Source organism: Streptomyces griseobrunneus, assembly GCF_046713465.1.
GTDB classification, from domain to species: domain Bacteria; phylum Actinomycetota; class Actinomycetes; order Streptomycetales; family Streptomycetaceae; genus Streptomyces; species Streptomyces microflavus.
Genome location: NZ_CP177080.1, coordinates 458,487 through 474,566 on the forward strand (window position 1 = coordinate 458,487; position 16,080 = coordinate 474,566).

Below are 16,080 nucleotides of genomic sequence, written 5' to 3' on the forward strand. Positions count from 1 at the left end.
CGAACAGACCGGGGTGGTTCAGTGCGCCGGCTTCCGGTGGGTCGCGCCGCATGTCCGCGCGTGTGCCGAACACACTTCAGCCGCGTCGTGTGCGCGCCGATATCGAAAGCGTGAAATCCGCACCACTGACAGCTGGTTTCCGTACTTCTGAGGAGGTTCTTCGTGTCTCGGTACCTGTTCGACAATTCCGCCCCGGAGTCGCAGGGGCGCTTTTCCGTTCTGGAGTCCTGCTACGACCCCGTGTCCCGCCGTCAACTGGAGTCGACCGGCCTGAAAGCGGGCTGGAGATGCCTGGAGGTCGGGGGCGGTAGTGCCTCGTTGGGTGGCTGGCTCGCGGAGCAGGTAGGCCCCGGTGGCGAGGTGACGATCACGGATATCGAACCGCGCTGGGCACTGCCCCGGAGCGCGCAGCCTCATGTGCGCCTGCTGCGGCACGACATCGTGCGGGATCCACTGCCCGGCGACGGCTACGACTTGGTGCACGCCCGGCTGGTGTTGCTGCATCTGCCGGAGCGGCTGCAGGTACTGAAGCGGCTCGTGGGAGCGCTGCGGCCGGGCGGCTGGCTGGTACTGGAGGAGTTCGACTGCAGCTGGGTCCCCGTGCTCGCCGCACCCGACGAGGACGCGGCTGCCCTCTTCCGTCAGGTACACACGGCGCTGAACGGACTACTGGAGGCATCTGGAGCCGATCCGCTGTGGGGACAGCGGGCTCTCGGGGCGATGGTACGGACGGGCCTCGTGGACGTCATGGCGACCACATACGCCGAGGCGTGGCCCGGCGGGAGCACGGGGATCGCCCTGCACCGTCACAACGTCGACCAAGTCGCCCACCAGCTGGTCCAGGCAGGGCTCTCGGATCGCGAACTGGGCCGATTCCGCATCCTGCTGCAGGACCCCGAGTTCGTCGCCAATTCCTACCCGCTGATCAGCGTCCGGGGCCGTCGGCCATTCGAGGAGAACACACCATGAACCACCGAAGCTACCAAGAAGTACGCCTGCCGTTGGAAGAGGAGCCGCTGGCTCTCATGACCCGACTCGTCGACACCGGCCTGTTCTCCCCGTACGTGGTGTACGAAAGCGGCACCGAGTGGGCCCTGGCCGGTGGCGCCCTGGCATCCCTGCGACTCACCGGACACGGAGCGGCCGACCTGAGCAGCGTCGCCCAGTGGCTCGCTCGCACGCCGGTGACCGACTGGCGGGCCTACGGCTGGGCGGCCTTCGAGCTGGGGCCCGTGCTCGCCGGAGCCGCACCGAGCGGGACAGACACCGTTCTGCACCTGATCGTTCCGACCGACGAGGTGCGCACGGACGGCACCACCATCCTGATCCGGTCCCTGGACCCCGAGCGGCTGGACCTGCTGGTACGGCTGACCCGCACGGGCCCTTGGGTGGCCGTTCCCACCGAAAGGATTCACCTGCCCCTGGAGGACAGAGGCAACTACCGGGCGACGGTCTCGGCCGCCCTGGTGGAGCTCCAGGATGACGGTCCCCTCACCAAGGTGATCCTCTCGCGGCGCTTGCCCGTACCCGAACGCGTGGACCTCCCGGCGACCTATGCCGCAGGGCGGCGGGCCAACACCCCGGCCCGCTCATTCCTCCTCGATCTCGGCGGGATCCAGGCCGCCGGTTTCAGCCCCGAGACGGTGGTCGAAGTCACCCCCGACGGCAGGGTCACCAGCCACCCTCTGGCCGGAACACGCGCCCGCACGGGATCGGCAGGTGAAGACGCCCGCCTGCACGACGACCTGCTCAGCGATCCCAAGGAGATCCACGAGCACGCCATTTCCGTCAAGCTCGCGCTGGAAGACCTTGCCGCCGTCTGCGACGACACCGCCGTGACCGAGTACATGGACGTCCTGCAACGCGGCACCGTCCAGCACCTGGCCTCCACGGTCACCGGCCAACTCCGTGACGGCTACGGCCCCTGGCACGCGTTCGCCGCACTCTTCCCCGCGGTTACCGCGACCGGCATCCCCAAAACCTCGGCCTACCCCCTCATCCGCACCCTCGAAGGCCGCCCGAGAGGCATTTACGCAGGCGCGGTCCTCACCTGCGACGCGGACGGCGCCCTCGACGCCGCGCTCGTCCTGCGCAGCGTCTTTCAGCAAGATGGCCACTGCTGGCTCCAGGCCGGCGCCGGAGTCGTGCGACAGTCCCTGCCCGAACGCGAACACGAAGAGACCTGCGAGAAACTGCGCAGCATCTCCCAGCACCTGGTCCCGGCCAGGGAACGCCCGAGCGGTGAGATCCGGCCCGGTGCCCTGCTCGACCCCAGGTGAACCCGGGTGCCTCTCTGCGGCACGCTGGACGTGCACTCGCCCGTTCCGAGACGTGCACTCGCGCGTTCCGAACGGACGGGGTGGTGCCCACACCGACCGGCGCGGACAGGCGTCCCGCGCCTTCGTCACGCCCTTAAGAACTCCTACTGATCCGGGGGGGCTAAGTGCCGCATCAGGCGCTTTTCGCCCTGTTGTGACGCGCCGTACTCGCCCTGGTTCGGCCGACCGCTGGGGGCACAGAGCGTGTGACGGCTGCGCTAGGGTTCCGCCCGTAGTGAGCCATTTCGATGACGTTGAAGCGGGCTCCGGGCGGGAGACTTGTGACCACCACGAAACCGGTCATCGGTGCGGAAGGCGGCGATCAGTCGACCGATTCGGCCGCTGATCCCTTGATACGCCGCGTCATCCCGTTACCTGGACTTGTCTTCCTCGCGCCCGCGTTCGTGACACTGCTCGGTTGTTTATGGGGGGCGGGCGATCGGAGCGCCTGGCGGGACGAGCATGCCACCTGGTGGGCGGCGTCGCTCTCCTTCGGGGACTTGTACCAGCTCACCCAGCACGTCGACTTGGTACTGGCGCCGTACTACGTGTTCATGCATCTGTGGGTGTCGGCGTTCGGCGACTCCCTCACTGCCCTGCGGCTGCCATCCGCGCTCGCCATGGCCGTGGCGGGCGGACTGGTCGGGCTCCTCGGCCGACGGGCCGTCGGCAGTACGCAGGGTGGCCTGGTCGCCGGCCTGGTCTTCGCGCTCGTCCCCACCGTCACACGGTACGGGCAGGAGGCGCGGCCGTACGCCTTCGCCATGGTGGCGGCGCTGATGAGCTTCCTCGCGCTGCTGCGTGTGGTGGAGCGGCCGGAGCCGCGACGGTGGGTGTTGTACGGCATGACCGTCCCGCTCGTGGGCTGGTCCCACCTGGTGGCCCTGACCGTGCTGGTCGCTCACCTCGTCACCGTGCTGCGCGCACGGCGCGAGAGCGGGCGACACGTCGTGCGTGCGTGGTTGATCGCGGCGAGCGGTGGGCTGGCGCTCGTGGTGCCGTTGGTCGTCCTCGCCCGCGATCAGGCTCAGCAGATCGCCTGGAACACGCCGGCTTGGAACGACGTTGCCGCCATGCCTTACATGCTCTTCCGGTCCCCGGTGGCAACCGCCGTTGTGCTCGGAGGTGCGGCCATGGTGCTGGCCACGGTGGGACGGGGGAGGCAGCGCACAGGGCCGGGACCCGGTCCTCGCCCGCGGGCGCACGTCACGCCACTCGCGCTGTGGGCCCTGGTGCCGTTCCTGCTCACCCTGGCGACGGTCCGCTGGCTGCATCTCTTTCTCGACCGCTATCTGCTGTTCACTGTCCCGGCCTGGATCCTGCTGGCGACCATCGGCATCCACCGACTCGCCGGCCGGGCCACCGTTGCCCGTGGCGTCGCCGCCACACTGGTCGTTGTCGTTGCGGCGTCCGCCCCGTTCAGCCGGAGCGACATCACGCACAACACCCCCCGCGAGCCGGACTACCACTCCGTCGCCACCGCGGTCTTCGTCGACCAGCGCCCAGGTGACGGCCTCGCCTACACCCACCGCCTCAAGCCTCGCCGCGCCCTGGACTACGAACTGCGTGAAGGCCCCAGGCCCAGGGACGTCTTCGTGCACGACACCCCGCAGCAGCGCGCCGACTACGAAGCTGGCGAATGCCCGGACCTCCGTCGCTGCGCCGCTGGATACCGGAGGATCTGGCTCGTCTCCGCCGGTCGGGGTGACAACCCGTTCTCCGGCATGGCAGAGCAGAAGGCGCGGCTGCTGCGGAAGGAGTTCCGCACCGTACGGACCATAGGCTTCGCGAATGTCCAGCTGTTGCTGCTGGAGCGCGTCCGATGACCACCCCGGCTCCAGTCGCCAGTCGGCAACGGATCTTTCCGCTCGTACGCCTCAGAACGGCAAGGTCGGCTTGGGCCCGTGCAGTTCGGATCGCGTCCAGTGCCTTCGGCCCGGCAGCGTCGAGGGCATCGAGGAGGCGGGAGACGGTGGGATCTGAGGCGACCGCACCGAACACGGTCGGTTCGGCCCGCGGCGCGGAAATCAGATGATGCTCACACCGTAGGCGCCGAGCGCCTCGGTGACGGGCTGGTAGAACGTGGTGCCGCCGGAGGAGCAGTTGCCGCTGCCGCCGGAGGTGAGGCCGAGCGCGGTGCTTCCGGAGAAGAGCGCGCCGCCGCTGTCGCCCGGCCCGGCGCAGACGTTGGTCTGGATCAGACCGGAGACGATGCCGTCGGCACCGTAATTGACGGTGGCGTTGAGGCCGGTCGGGCCAGTGGTGCTGCCGCTGACGATCCGATTTGGTGGAAAACCCTCGCCGCTCAGACCGTCCACCATACCCTGCTGACCGACCTCACGGGCACTTCAAGTCCTCCAGATCGTGGGGGGAACTCGGGGCGTTGGGTGGACGCCCATGACGCGTTGTCAGGAACACGACTAGGGCCTGTATCAAGTCCTGATCTACCTGACCCCCGGTCCGTTGCGGTTCCGGGCGGTCAGGTAGAACACTGGGATGTCTCGCCCTCAACTGTCTGATGACGCATGGGAGTTCATAGAGCCGTTCCTGCCGATCGGTGAGTACGGGCCGTACCCCTCTCACCTGCGGGAACAGTTCGAGGGGGTGGTCTGGCGATTCCGGAACGGGGCGAAGTGGCGGGAGCTTCCCGAACGCTTCGGACCCTGGTCCACGGTCTACGGCCGGTTTCGGAAGTGGCGGGACGCCAGGGTGTTCACCGCGATATTCCAGGGCGCGATCGCCGAGGCCGCGAAGCGGGGCCTGGTCGACTTGTCGCTGGTCAGCGTGGACTCGACCACGGCCCGCGCCCACCACGACGCCGCGGGCCTGGTCCTCGACGCCGAGACCCTCGATGCCCTGGAGAAGGCCCTGGCCGAAAAAGGGGAAGCGCCGAGGAACAAGCCGGGCAAGAAGATCCAGAACCCGACTCCGGGCAGGCCGAGCGACAGCGGATGAAACGTCGCCACAAGGCCCGCCTTGCCGCTGCTGCCCTGGGACGATCCTGCGGCGGATTGACGACGAAGACGCACCTGTCCTGTACCCGGGACTGCCTCCCGCTCTCCTTCGTGATCACCGCCGGGCAGGCCGGGGACAGCCCGCAGTTCATCCCCGTCCTCCAGGGCATCCGGGTCCCCGGCCCGGTCGGCCGCCCCCGCACCCGCCCGGACGCCGTTGCCGGCGACAAGGCTTACTCCTCCCGCAGAAATCGCTCCCACCTGCGGACACGCGGCATCAAGGCAGTGATCCCGGAGAAGAAGGACCAGGCCGCGAACCGCAGGAAGAAGGGCCGCCGGGGCGGCAGACCCATCGCCCACGACACCGAGCTGTACAAGGACCGGAACACCGTCGAGCGCACCATCAACAAAATCAAGGACTGGCGCGGCCTCGCTGTCCGGTACGACAAACGCCCCGACAGCTACCAAGCAGCCCTCGACCTCTGCGGCGCACTCCTCTGGATCCGCCACCTCGGAACAGCCTGATCACGACTTGATACAGGCCCTAAGTCGACGCGTCCCTGACAACGTTGTTCCATGCTGGACAGACCGGTACACCCACACAAGCCCCCCCCCCGGGGGGGCAGGACCGGCCGACAAGCAGTTGCCCGGCGAGATCCAGCCACCACCAAATGGGCGGATTAGCGGCTACGGGAGGGAGTGGGATGGCGGAAAACGAGCGGTGGCTACGCGAAGCGACCCCCCGAAGGGCTCCGGCGTGTGACTCGTCGCGCTTCCGTCGGTTTGGTACCTTTCACTGGACACGAAAATCGATCGGATGTTCGTTTTTAGGATCTCCGACACGTCCGTTGTCGGCACTGAGCGCTCACGTCCTCCGACGTGCGGCGTGCCTCTCCATCGGACCGGGTGAAGCTCATGGCAGGAACCGACCACGAGAAGGCGCTGGACACCGCGCTCGCACAGATCGAGCGGAAGTTCGGCAAGGGCGCTGTGATGCGCCTCGGCGAGCGGCCCAACGAGCCCATCGAGGTGATCCCCACCGGGTCGACCGCGCTGGACGTGGCGCTCGGTGTGGGGGGTCTGCCGCGCGGCCGTGTGGTGGAGGTGTACGGACCGGAGTCCTCCGGTAAGACGACGCTGACGCTGCACGCCGTGGCGAACGCACAGAAGGCCGGCGGCTCGGTGGCGTTCATCGACGCCGAGCACGCGCTGGACCCGGAGTACGCCAAGAAGCTCGGCGTCGACACGGACAACCTCATCCTGTCCCAGCCGGACAACGGTGAGCAGGCGCTGGAGATCGTCGACATCCTGATCCGCTCCGGCGCGATCGATCTGATCGTGATCGACTCCGTCGCGGCCCTGGTGCCCCGCGCCGAGATCGAGGGCGAGATGGGCGCCTCCCACATGGGGCTGCAGGCGCGGCTGATGAGCCAGGCGCTCCGTAAGATCACCAGCGCGCTCAGCCAGACGAGGACGACCGCGATCTTCATCAACCAGCTCCGCGAGAAGATCGGCGTGATGTTCGGCTCCCCGGAGACGACGACCGGTGGCCGGGCGCTGAAGTTCTACGCCTCGGTGCGCCTGGACATCCGGCGGATCGAGACGCTCAAGGAGGGGACCGAAGCCGTCGGTAACCGCACCCGCGTCAAGGTGGTCAAGAACAAGGTCGCCCCGCCCTTCAAGCAAGCCGAGTTCGACATCCTCTACGGCCACGGCATCAGCCGCGAGGGCGGGCTGATCGACATGGGCGTGGAGCACGGCTTCGTCCGCAAGGCCGGCGCCTGGTACACCTACGAGGGCGACCAGCTCGGCCAGGGCAAGGAGAACGCCCGCAACTTCCTCAAGGACAACCCCGACCTCGCCGACGAGATCGAGAAGAAGATCCTGGAGAAGCTCGGAATCGGAGCGCCGGCGAAGGCTGTGGTCGCCGAGGACACGGGCACCGCCCCTGTCCCTGATACCGCCCTGGTACCTGATACCGCCCCGGTCCCGGATTCCGCCCCGGCCCCAGCGGGCAACGCCGCCTGACCCGGGAGTCGTCCAGGCGCGAACCCGACCCGAGTGTTGCTCGCCGCACCGACGTCAACCTGCGGCCCTCCCGGCCCCGTTCGGCTGATACGCGGCGTGGCGAGTGGATCCCCGGAGCCGTGTGGGCATTCTCCGGGCGACCGATCGTGGGAGGGGAAATCGTGGGAGTGTCACGCGAGTACGGGCGCGCCATCACCGAGGGTCCGACGTCGGCTGACGTCTCGGGTGCGCCGGCTCTGCCGTACCCGAGCGGCTGGTCGGCGCTGGCCTTCACCGACGAGTTACGGCCCGGCACCGTGCTCACCCGGCCGCTGGCGGGGAGCGACGTCGTGCTGTACCGGCTCGGCACAGGAGCCCTGCGCGCCGTCCGTCCGTACTGCCCGCACCTCGGGGCCCACCTCGGCCTGGCGAAGGTCGAAGGCGACGATCTCGTCTGCCCGTTCCACTCCTTCGCCTTCGGCCCCGACGGCACCTGCGTGCGCACGGGGTACGACACACCGCCGCCGCGCTCCGCCCTGACCCGGCTGCCCGTGCACGAGGTCAACGGCGCGGTCTTCGTCTGGAGGCACCACGACGGCCGGGAGCCGGACTGGGTGGTCCCCCGCTGGCACGAGATCGGCAGCCGTCCCGCGCGCGCACGGCCGCCTGGGAGATGGCCGGGAACGTCCAGGAAGTCATCGAGAACTCGGTCGACCTCGGGCACTTCGCCACCCTGCACGGCTGGACCAGGGCCGAGCTCGGCGGGCCCGTCGCCTACGACGGCGCCGCCTTCCACGTGTCCATGCGAGCCCACGAAACCGCCCCGCTGGTCGGCGACTTCACCGTCGATGTGGAGGTGGACGGCTATGGACTGGGCTGCCTGCACGCCGACGTCCACACCCCACGCTTCGGGCTCCGGATGTGCACGATGGTGATGCCGACCGCGATCGCGCCCAACCGGATGCAGTTCCGGCAGTTGAACCGCATCGCCTTTGCCGAGCCCGGCAGGCTGCCGAAGCCGCTCGCGCGAGCGGTCAGCCGTAGCGCGGCCCGCCTTCTGGACCGCGCCGTCTTCCGGTCCGGTTGCGAGTTCACCTCCGCGGACTTCTGGATCTGGCACACCAAGCAGTACCAGCAGCCGCCCCGGCTCGCCCCCGGGGACGGCCCCATCGGCCCGTTCCGTCGTTGGGCGCGGCGGTTCTACCCGCAGTCGGCCGACCGGGCCCCGATGACGCGCCTCCACCATGACGCGGGGGAGGACGGGGCCGTGGTCTCCTGACACCCGGTCAATCAGCCGGCTGCCCATGCCCTGGCCGTACGGCGGCGGTCGTGGCCGCGTCGGCCTCGACGGCGGTGCCGGTCTCGTCGGCGGCGTCCGCCGGTTCGGACGGGGCCGCCGTGGGGAGGTCGCGGTCCCTCGCCACCACGACCACATGGTCCTCGGCGCTCCAGACGTGCCGCTCGTCCTTCGACGGATTGAGCCGGACCCCCCGGTCCGCCCGACCGGTGCGCCCGTCGTGGCGCCGGTATCCGATCGCGCATTCGCCCCGGTCGCGGGCGGCTGCGACCACGGTGGCGAAGGTGGCCTCGGCGCCCGGGCGGACGTACGTACCGGCGGGCCTCAGGCAGACGTCGCTGCCCTCTGCGGAGAACAGTTCGTCGAAGAGCGGGGCCAGGTGCCGGTTCTGCGCGATCTGCGCCATGAGGAGGCCGGTGAGCATCCCGCTGACGATGACGTCGGAGGCGGTGTTGACGGGCGCCAGGGGCCGGTTGCGGTCGTCGATGAGTTCGGTGACGACGCGGACCTCGCGGCCGGTGCGCTCCTCCAGCAGCCGCAGGGCCAGCAGGGTGACCAGGGTCCAGTCGTCGGGGTGGTCGGGACCGGCGCCCCCATCGGGGCCGAGGACGACCAGGCCGTCGTAGGGGCCGAGGTCGAGGCCGAGCAGGGTCTCCGGCCGGGACAGCGCCGCCGACCGGAACCGTACCTCCGGCCCCGCCGGTGTCCCGGTCTCCGGTGTCCCGGTCTCCGGTGTCCCTCTCTCCGGTGTCCCGCTCTCCGGTTTCCCGTGCTCCGGATCCCCGCGCTCCGGTGTCCGGTTCTCCGGTTCTCTCGGTCCGGGTACGACGCTGTCGGTGAGCACGTCAACGAAGGACCCCGGGCGGGCCGTACGCCGTAGCTGCCGGACGACGAGAGGAGCGCGCCGGTTCCAGCCGAGCAGCAACAGCCTTGTCGGACCGTCCCGTTCGGACGGGGCCGCGACGATGACCGAGTCGTCGACGAGGTGCCCGCAGTCGCCCACCCGTGTGCTGTCGTCGTCGCGGGCGAGCACGACCAGACGGCTTCCCGGTCCGACGACCGTGTCGGCGGGCGGATTCAGCAGCGTACGGCCGTCAGGGGTGAGCAGTCCGACCACGCAGGAGTTCGGGTGGCCCAGCAGGGTCGCGCCGAAGGGGCCGTCCTGGAACGCGGTGGCATCGGCCAGGTGGAACTCGTCGCCCGCGAAGTCCAGGAGGTCGCGCAGGACGAGGGAGAGGCCGGGCCGGCCGACGCACTGCGCGATCAGCCGGGCCGTGACCAGGTCGGTCTCCAGCACCGTGCCGCGCGGACCGCCGGCCAGCCGGGCCGGGGCCCGGTACCGGTCGTCCCGGACCGCGGCGAGCACCGGTGGCCCGTCCGCCCCCTCACCGAGGACCGCGCGCAGCGCCAGCAGGACGCGCAGCACCTCGGCGTCGGCCGTCGGCTCCGTCGACGGCAGCACCAGCACGGTGCTCGCCGCCCGCGGGCTGACGAGCGCGAGAACGTCCGGGTCGCTCGCGGGGCCGCTGCGACAGATGATCCGCGTGCGTACGGCCGGGCCGACCCGGGCGGTAAGCACCTGTTCCATCTCGGCCTTGTCCCGGTCGGCGAGCACCACGATGGCCCGTGGCCTGCGCGGTGCCTGGGCGGCGACCAGTTCGCCCACCACCGTGGTCACCTGGTCCGACCAGCCGAGGACCAGGACATGCCCCTGTTCCAGGACGGTCGAGCGCCCCCGGCTCAGCTCCGCGAGCCGCTCGGCCAGACCGGTCGTGATCACGCCGACGAGCGTCGACACGCAGAGCAGGGCGACCAGCCCGAGCAGGGCCGAGAGCACCAGGCGCAGCGGCGTACCGCTGGCCGCGCCCAGGCGGAGCGTCTCCGCGCTGGTCCGCCAGGCCGCGGTCAGCCGCCCCGACAGGGACCTCGGCGATCCGGGGTCCGTCCACACCAGCAGCGTGCTCACCGGGACCACGATCGCCAGGCAGGTGATCACCAGCCAGCCCATCAGGGTGCCGGTGGAACGAGCCAGTGTGCGGTCGAACCGGTAGCCGGCCCGGTCCCGCAGCGATACCCGCGGCCGCTCGTCGGCTGTTCCCATGCCACTCCCCTCGCCCGCCGCCGCGCACTCCGCGGTGGGTACGGCACGGCCCGTACCAGCAGGCAGGATGCAGCCTCCACGACTGCAACACGCCAGGTTCGAAGGCCGGTTCATCCTTTCGGGCACCGGGGTGGTCTGCCGGTTTCAGCCCCACTTCTGACGGCTCGTACGGGTGCACGGCAGCGCTCGCAGCCCCAGGGCGACGCTGTCGTCCAGACATGCCGCGGTGGCCGCGCTCCTGAGCTCCACCGAGTCGTCGGGCCTCGTGGTGAGCGTCCACCTCTGCGTGACGGAAGCGGAGCAGTCCACGGACCGCAGCCCCGTCTCCCCGTGGTCCAGGCAGGCGCCGGTGGCGTGGTTCCTCAGCTGGTGTGTGCCGTCCGGCAGTTTGTGCACGGTCCATCGCTGGTAGCTCAGCCCGTTGCACGCGTACGTACGCAGCTTCTGGTCCAGGCTGTGGTCCAGGCAGGCTCCGGTCGCCCGGCTGACGAAGATCCTTGCCGAGCGGGACGGCCCCGGGCCGCTCTCCGAGGCCCCGCCGTCGCTCACCGCCCCGGCGACCCCGGCGGGGTCGGCCGGGGCATCGGGTGGGAGCAGCACGAACCAGGTGACGAGGGAGCCCAGCACCACCCCGGCCACGCCACCGGCCGTGGCGGAGGTCCAGCGGCCGCGGCTCTCGGGGCCGGTGACACGGTGCCAGAGGCTGGGGCGGGGCGGCCGGCCGGCCGAGTCACCGGTGCCAGCACCCGCAGGCGCCTCAGTCCGGGACTGAGGATCGGGCTTGGACTGAGGCTCGGGCTGCGGTTGAGCCTGGGGCTGGTTCCGCTCGGCGGCTTCCCACAGCACCCGGTACACCACCGGATCGGCGCCCAGCGCGCGGCACAGGTCACGGACCGTGGCCCAGGGCGGGACGGTGTTCCCTCGGAAGTACCGCGAGAGCGACGAGTCACTGATCCGTACCCGGGTCTCCAGGTCGCGCAGCGTGCATCCGGAGCGCTGCTGGAGTGCCCGCAGCTCGGCGCCCAGCCTGCGGGCGGCGTCGTCTTCGGGCGCTTCGCCTGCGGCCATGGCGGCATCCTTCCGTGCGGACCGTGGCTGCTGCCCCAGCCGGCTGTCCCTGGTCCCGGGACAGGCATGTCCCAGCAGGTCAGCACCCTGGGGATCCCGACATCTCGGAATCAACCGGGACAAGCTTGCGAAGGCTGACGCACCGCCACAAACTCTGAATCCCCGGCCCGCCGGCGCCTCGAAACAGCAGCCGTCCCGTGGTCGGGATCCCCTCCGCTCACCACCCGATGGGGTGACGAGTGCCCCTCCTCAGTCCACGAATCGAATCCACGCATCGAAGGAGAATCATGCGTTCCACGTTGAGGGCCCTCGCCGTGGGGGCCCTGCTCTTCACCGGCACCGCCCTGCACGCCGCTCCGGCCGAAGCGGCGGCGATGCGTCCGCCCGGCAGCGGCGAGGCGTGCACGTGCTCCGTGAGCCAGAACGGGTTCGAGGCGACGGCGGTCTGCAAGAACGACAACCACCATCCCATCGAGTTCCGGGCCGTCATCATCTGCGGCATGAGCTGGGACTCGACCGGCGACTGGGTCACGGTCCAGCCGGGCAAGCGCAGGAGCTCCAGCGGCCGCTGCTCGCAGCTCGGCACCGGTGTCGGCGGCGTGTCCGCGGACGTCCGGGACCTCTGAGCACGCCCCCGGCCGTCACAGAATCCAGGATCAGGAGAGAGAACATGAAGAAGTCGATGCACCGACTCGCACTGGCGGGCGCCGTCGTGGCGCAGGCACTGGTGCTGGCACTGGTGCTGGCACTGGTGCTGGCACTGGGCGCACCCGTGCCGGCCGGAGCGGAGCCGGTTGCCGAGGGCCCGGCCCGGGCCACCGACAGCGCCGGCAGCCGCGTCACCGTCAAGCCCGGCTGGGAACTGGCGCGTATCAGGGCGTACGCCCGAGGGGACTCGTCGATCGAGGGCGAGATCAAGCCCGGGGAGTCATGGCCATGCTCCGGCGGGTGCGGAACCGTGGCGGGAGGTCACGTCACCGCCTGCGGCACCTCCAGCAACCAGTGGTACGCCATCAGTCACTACGGGTCCGTCCGGTACGTCTCCGGCACCTGCGGCACCTCCATCTGACCGGCGCGCTCATCCGTCACCAGGGTCCCGGGCCACGTCCCGGGACCCTCCGGGTGCCGACGCCCCCTCGCGTCGCCGCACCCCTGCGGAGCGATACAGGCCCTAGAGCCGACGGCCTGCCGAGGAGGCGAAGCCCAGCCAGGTGTGCCGGTTGCCCGCCCAGCACCAGCCGACCTTGGGGGCGTTGCGCCGCTCACTGCCGTCCCTGCCGGTGCCGTTGCTGATCCAGAGCGCCGGTGTACGGGCGTCGAGGGCGCCGTTGGTCTTGCGGAGCCGGGAGCCGATGGTCATGAAGCAGTGGTTCCGCTCCAGGACGGCCGGCTGCTGCAGCACCCAGTGGATGCCCTCGGTGAGCAGCAGCGGGGTGCGGGCCCGTGCTTCGAGAGCGGGCAGCGCCTCGTTCGGGCTCCAGTTGGCCATCTGATCGCCTCGGTCGAGGCCGGTGAGGAGGTAGAGGGGCGCGTCCGGCAGGCCGGTCCCGTCGATGGGGGCGAAGAGGTCGGCATCGGGCATGTCGGTGACGACGAAACCCGGTTTGCCGTCGCGCCGGAGCAGCGGCGCCAGCGCGGAGGCAGGAGCCCGGCCGGGGTGGACGGCGAGCAGGGTGCTGCCGTCGCCCCCGGAGCTCTCGCCAGCCTCGGCGGCCCCGGCGAAGGAGCGCAGCTCCGCCTCGGTGAGCCCGGCGAGCTGATGGACCCCCAGCTCGATCAGCCGCTCGGCCTGCACGGGCAGGGCCGGGAGTTGCGGGCGAACGGTGGAGGTGACGGGCACGGTCTCGGGCACGAGGCTCCCAGGGGTGGTGGCGTGAAGGGGCCCACTTTGGACAAGGCCGCCCACCGGATTATTCCCGCCACCACCCCTTTCCTCGGGCCCACTACCGGGGTGATGCGGTGCGGAGGTCAGCCACGGGCGACCGCGATCGCGCCCGAAAGGCGTTCCCCCGCCTCGTAGATCATGTACGGCACACCGCCGTCGGTGCCGAACGACGGTGCGGCCGCGCGGCCGCTCTCCGGTGCCGCGCTGCCGGAGTTGTAGAACACGCCGAGGTGGTTGCGGCGGGAGAAGTCCATGCCCACTTCGGTGATCCTGATGTCACCGCCGCTCCCCTTGTCGGTGTGGTAGACGACGTACGCGCTGCCGTTCCGGGTGAGCAGATGCGGCCCGCTGACGTTCACCGCGCCGACCGCCGCGTGGTCGATCAACGGCTGCTGGGAGAAGGTCCAGTCGCGGCCGTCCGCCGACCAGCCCCAGCCGATGTCGCGGTGGTCGTCGGCCTGGTTCCACATGAAGAGCATCACGTACTTCGCGCCCCGGGACGGCAGGTCGTGGCGGAAGACCCGGGCGTAGGAGGCTTCGCGGGAGCCCGTCGGCAGCATCGCGGTGGTGAGGACCGTCCTGTCGTACGTGAAGTTCACGCCGTCCTTGGAACGCGCGAGGCGGGTGGTGTTGTTCTCGCCGTGGAAGTACAGCCACAGCTCCCGCGCGTCCGCGTTCCAGAGCACGTGCGGCGAGGAGACGTGGCTGACCTTGTAGTGCGGCGACCAGTTGTTGGAGACGATCGGGTTGGCGCGGTACTCGGTGAAGGGGCCCTCCAGCGAGTTGCCGTGGGCGAGGCAGATGCCGCCGGGGGCGTCGTGGGGCGCGTAGTAGAGGTAGTAGCGGCCGAGCGGGTTGCTCAGCTTGTCGTACACCCCTCGGATGGACGGGAAGATGATCTCGCCGGTGGGGTTGTACGCGAGCCGGCCGGGCTCGAGCAGTGTGCGGACGTAGCGGTAGTCCGGGAAGCCGCCGGGGGCGGCGGCGGCCGGTGCGGTGCCCTGGGCCCCGAGGGCGAGCACGGCACCACCGGCGGTGGCGGTGCGCAGGAAGAGGCGGCGGTCGAGCGTCATGGCGTTACGGCTCCTCTGTGCGGGTGGACGGGTGTCGGTGTTCTCGTACGGGTCAGAGCTGGGTGGTGGCGGTGAGGATCAGGCCGCCGAGCGCGACGCACCACACGTACGGCAGGGTGCGCAGCATGACCTGCTGCGGGCTGACGCCGGAGTACTGCGCCGCCCAGACCGTCTGGGTGCTGGTCGGGTCGCTGACGCCGAAGACCTGGTTGTACGAGGCGGTCAGGCCGAGCACGGCGACGGCCGGGTAGATGCCGGCGGCGATGAGGACCCCGGCGATGCCGGCGCCGAGGCCGTAGACGTTCAGCGGGCCGCGGTAGAGGCAGAGCGGTACGAGCAGGGTGAAGACGATGACGAAGACGACCGGGTTGCCCGGTGCGACGGCCTTCACCAGGGGGTCCAGCGCCTCGACGGCACCGGGGAGCTTCACCGCCGCGAGCAGGATGCCGATCGCGATGAAGAGCGCGATGGGCGGGGCGGCGACCTCGAACCCGCCGTAAAGGGTGCGCAGGAGGCGCTTGTTGAGCTGACCGGGCCGGGTGGTGGTGGCCAGCGCCCACAGCACGCCCGCGAGCATCGAGGGGATGATGGGCAGCTCGAAGCCGAGCGCGAGGACCAGCGGGACGGCGGGGGCGAGGAGCGCGTACCAGGGTGCGTCGCCCATGCGCCGGGCGCGGCCGCGCCGCCGCTCCCCCGGGCTCTTCAGGCGGTCGCCGCCCCCGGAGCGTTCGGCGGCCGACGCCAGCGACCAGGCGTGCTCGACACCCTTGCGGCGGGACTCCACGAGGACGAAGAGGACGGCGAAGAAGGCCGCGAAGGGGAACAGCCTCATCATGAAGCTCTTCACCGTGTCGATGGGCAGTTCCAGCGCGGTGGAGAAGAACTGCCAGACGGGCAGTTCGAACGGCAGCCCGGCGGCGATGCCCATGAGGATGGTGCCGGCGGCGGTCGTCTTCGGCACGCCGACCGCGATCATCGCGGGGATGCCGATGATGCCCGCCATCATCGCCGCGGGCGCCGAGCCGGTGACGGTGCCGATGAGCGCGGAGACCGCGAGGACGCCGAGGGCGACGACGGTGGGGCGGTCCCCGCCGAACTCGACGATCTTGCGGACGAGGGTCCCGGCGATGCCGGTCTCCTCCATCAGCTTGCCGAGCCAGGAGCCGATGAGCACGGCGAGCATGGTCGCCGCGAGCGCCGGCGCGCCCTGCTGGATCACCGTGTCGAGAACGCTGTTCTCGCCGGTGAGCGGCGCTCCGGCGGCGATCGCGATGGCGATGGCGAGGAGCACCAGGGCGAAGGCGGTGGGGAGCTTGCGGGTGAGCATGAGCCCGACACCGGCGAGCATGAGCAGCAGGATGACGATTCCCATGGCGG

General features: G+C 70.4%; 11 protein-coding genes and 3 pseudogenes. 8 read left to right on the forward strand and 6 right to left on the reverse strand.

Annotation, left to right across the window (positions count from 1 at the left end; genetic code table 11):
* Positions 1-162: 162 nt before the first annotated feature.
* From ACK8N7_RS02245 to ACK8N7_RS02255, 3 genes are all read left to right on the forward strand, one after another.
* Positions 163-969 carry a class I SAM-dependent methyltransferase gene (locus tag ACK8N7_RS02245; RefSeq protein WP_500440626.1) on the forward strand — a complete coding sequence of 269 codons (807 nt, stop codon included), beginning with the start codon at positions 163-165 and terminating at the stop codon, positions 967-969.
* A complete protein-coding gene (locus tag ACK8N7_RS02250) occupies positions 966-2,279 on the forward strand; it encodes a salicylate synthase (protein ID WP_500440628.1) in 1,314 nt (437 codons plus the stop codon). Before ACK8N7_RS02245 ends, ACK8N7_RS02250 begins: the two co-directional genes overlap by 4 nt.
* Before the next feature lie 320 nt (positions 2,280-2,599).
* Positions 2,600-4,144, forward strand: a complete 1,545-nt coding sequence (locus ACK8N7_RS02255; RefSeq protein WP_500440630.1) for a glycosyltransferase family 39 protein — start codon at positions 2,600-2,602, stop codon at positions 4,142-4,144.
* Between the two features lie 201 nt (positions 4,145-4,345).
* Here ACK8N7_RS02255 and ACK8N7_RS02260 read toward each other — a convergent pair.
* Positions 4,346-4,591 (reverse strand): annotated as a pseudogene (locus ACK8N7_RS02260) (trypsin-like serine protease); the annotation flags it as partial.
* A gap of 223 nt (positions 4,592-4,814) precedes the next feature.
* On the opposite strand from ACK8N7_RS02260, the pseudogene ACK8N7_RS02265 reads away from it, so the two are divergent.
* The 3 genes and pseudogenes from ACK8N7_RS02265 to ACK8N7_RS02275 all read left to right on the forward strand — a co-directional run bounded on the left by ACK8N7_RS02265 (position 4,815) and on the right by ACK8N7_RS02275 (position 8,558).
* Positions 4,815-5,797, forward strand: a pseudogene (locus ACK8N7_RS02265) (IS5 family transposase).
* A gap of 390 nt (positions 5,798-6,187) precedes the next feature.
* Positions 6,188-7,300, forward strand: coding sequence for a recombinase RecA (recA, locus tag ACK8N7_RS02270; RefSeq protein WP_500440632.1), 1,113 nt, complete (start codon positions 6,188-6,190; stop codon positions 7,298-7,300).
* 161 nt (positions 7,301-7,461) lie between these two features.
* Positions 7,462-8,558: pseudogene (locus ACK8N7_RS02275) on the forward strand (Rieske 2Fe-2S domain-containing protein).
* Positions 8,559-8,565: 7 nt separating this feature from the next.
* Here ACK8N7_RS02275 and ACK8N7_RS02280 read toward each other — a convergent pair.
* On the reverse strand, positions 8,566-10,677 hold the full coding sequence (locus ACK8N7_RS02280; protein WP_500440634.1) for a CASTOR/POLLUX-related putative ion channel: 2,112 nt from the start codon (positions 10,675-10,677) through the stop codon (positions 8,566-8,568).
* 144 nt (positions 10,678-10,821) lie between these two features.
* Complete coding sequence (locus ACK8N7_RS02285) at positions 10,822-11,745, reverse strand: helix-turn-helix domain-containing protein (protein ID WP_500440635.1); 924 nt, start codon at positions 11,743-11,745, stop codon at positions 10,822-10,824.
* Between the two features lie 287 nt (positions 11,746-12,032).
* Here ACK8N7_RS02285 and ACK8N7_RS02290 point away from each other — a divergent pair, with 287 nt between their 5' ends.
* Together ACK8N7_RS02290 and ACK8N7_RS02295 are read left to right on the forward strand one after the other, a co-directional pair.
* Positions 12,033-12,371: a hypothetical protein gene (locus ACK8N7_RS02290; protein WP_500440636.1), complete on the forward strand. Its 339-nt coding sequence runs from the start codon at positions 12,033-12,035 to the stop codon at positions 12,369-12,371.
* 44 nt (positions 12,372-12,415) lie between these two features.
* Complete coding sequence (locus tag ACK8N7_RS02295; protein ID WP_500440638.1) at positions 12,416-12,814, forward strand: hypothetical protein; 399 nt, start codon at positions 12,416-12,418, stop codon at positions 12,812-12,814.
* Positions 12,815-12,916: 102 nt separating this feature from the next.
* Here the strand turns inward: ACK8N7_RS02295 and ACK8N7_RS02300 are convergent, their stop codons facing one another.
* From ACK8N7_RS02300 to ACK8N7_RS02310, 3 genes are all read right to left on the reverse strand, one after another.
* On the reverse strand, positions 12,917-13,597 hold the full coding sequence (locus ACK8N7_RS02300; RefSeq protein WP_403219450.1) for a DUF5701 family protein: 681 nt from the start codon (positions 13,595-13,597) through the stop codon (positions 12,917-12,919).
* 116 nt (positions 13,598-13,713) lie between these two features.
* Positions 13,714-14,703: a hypothetical protein gene (locus tag ACK8N7_RS02305; RefSeq protein WP_500440640.1), complete on the reverse strand. Its 990-nt coding sequence runs from the start codon at positions 14,701-14,703 to the stop codon at positions 13,714-13,716.
* Positions 14,704-14,755: 52 nt separating this feature from the next.
* Positions 14,756-16,075, reverse strand: coding sequence for a TRAP transporter large permease subunit (locus ACK8N7_RS02310; protein WP_500440641.1), 1,320 nt, complete (start codon positions 16,073-16,075; stop codon positions 14,756-14,758).
* Positions 16,076-16,080 lie beyond the last annotated feature (5 nt).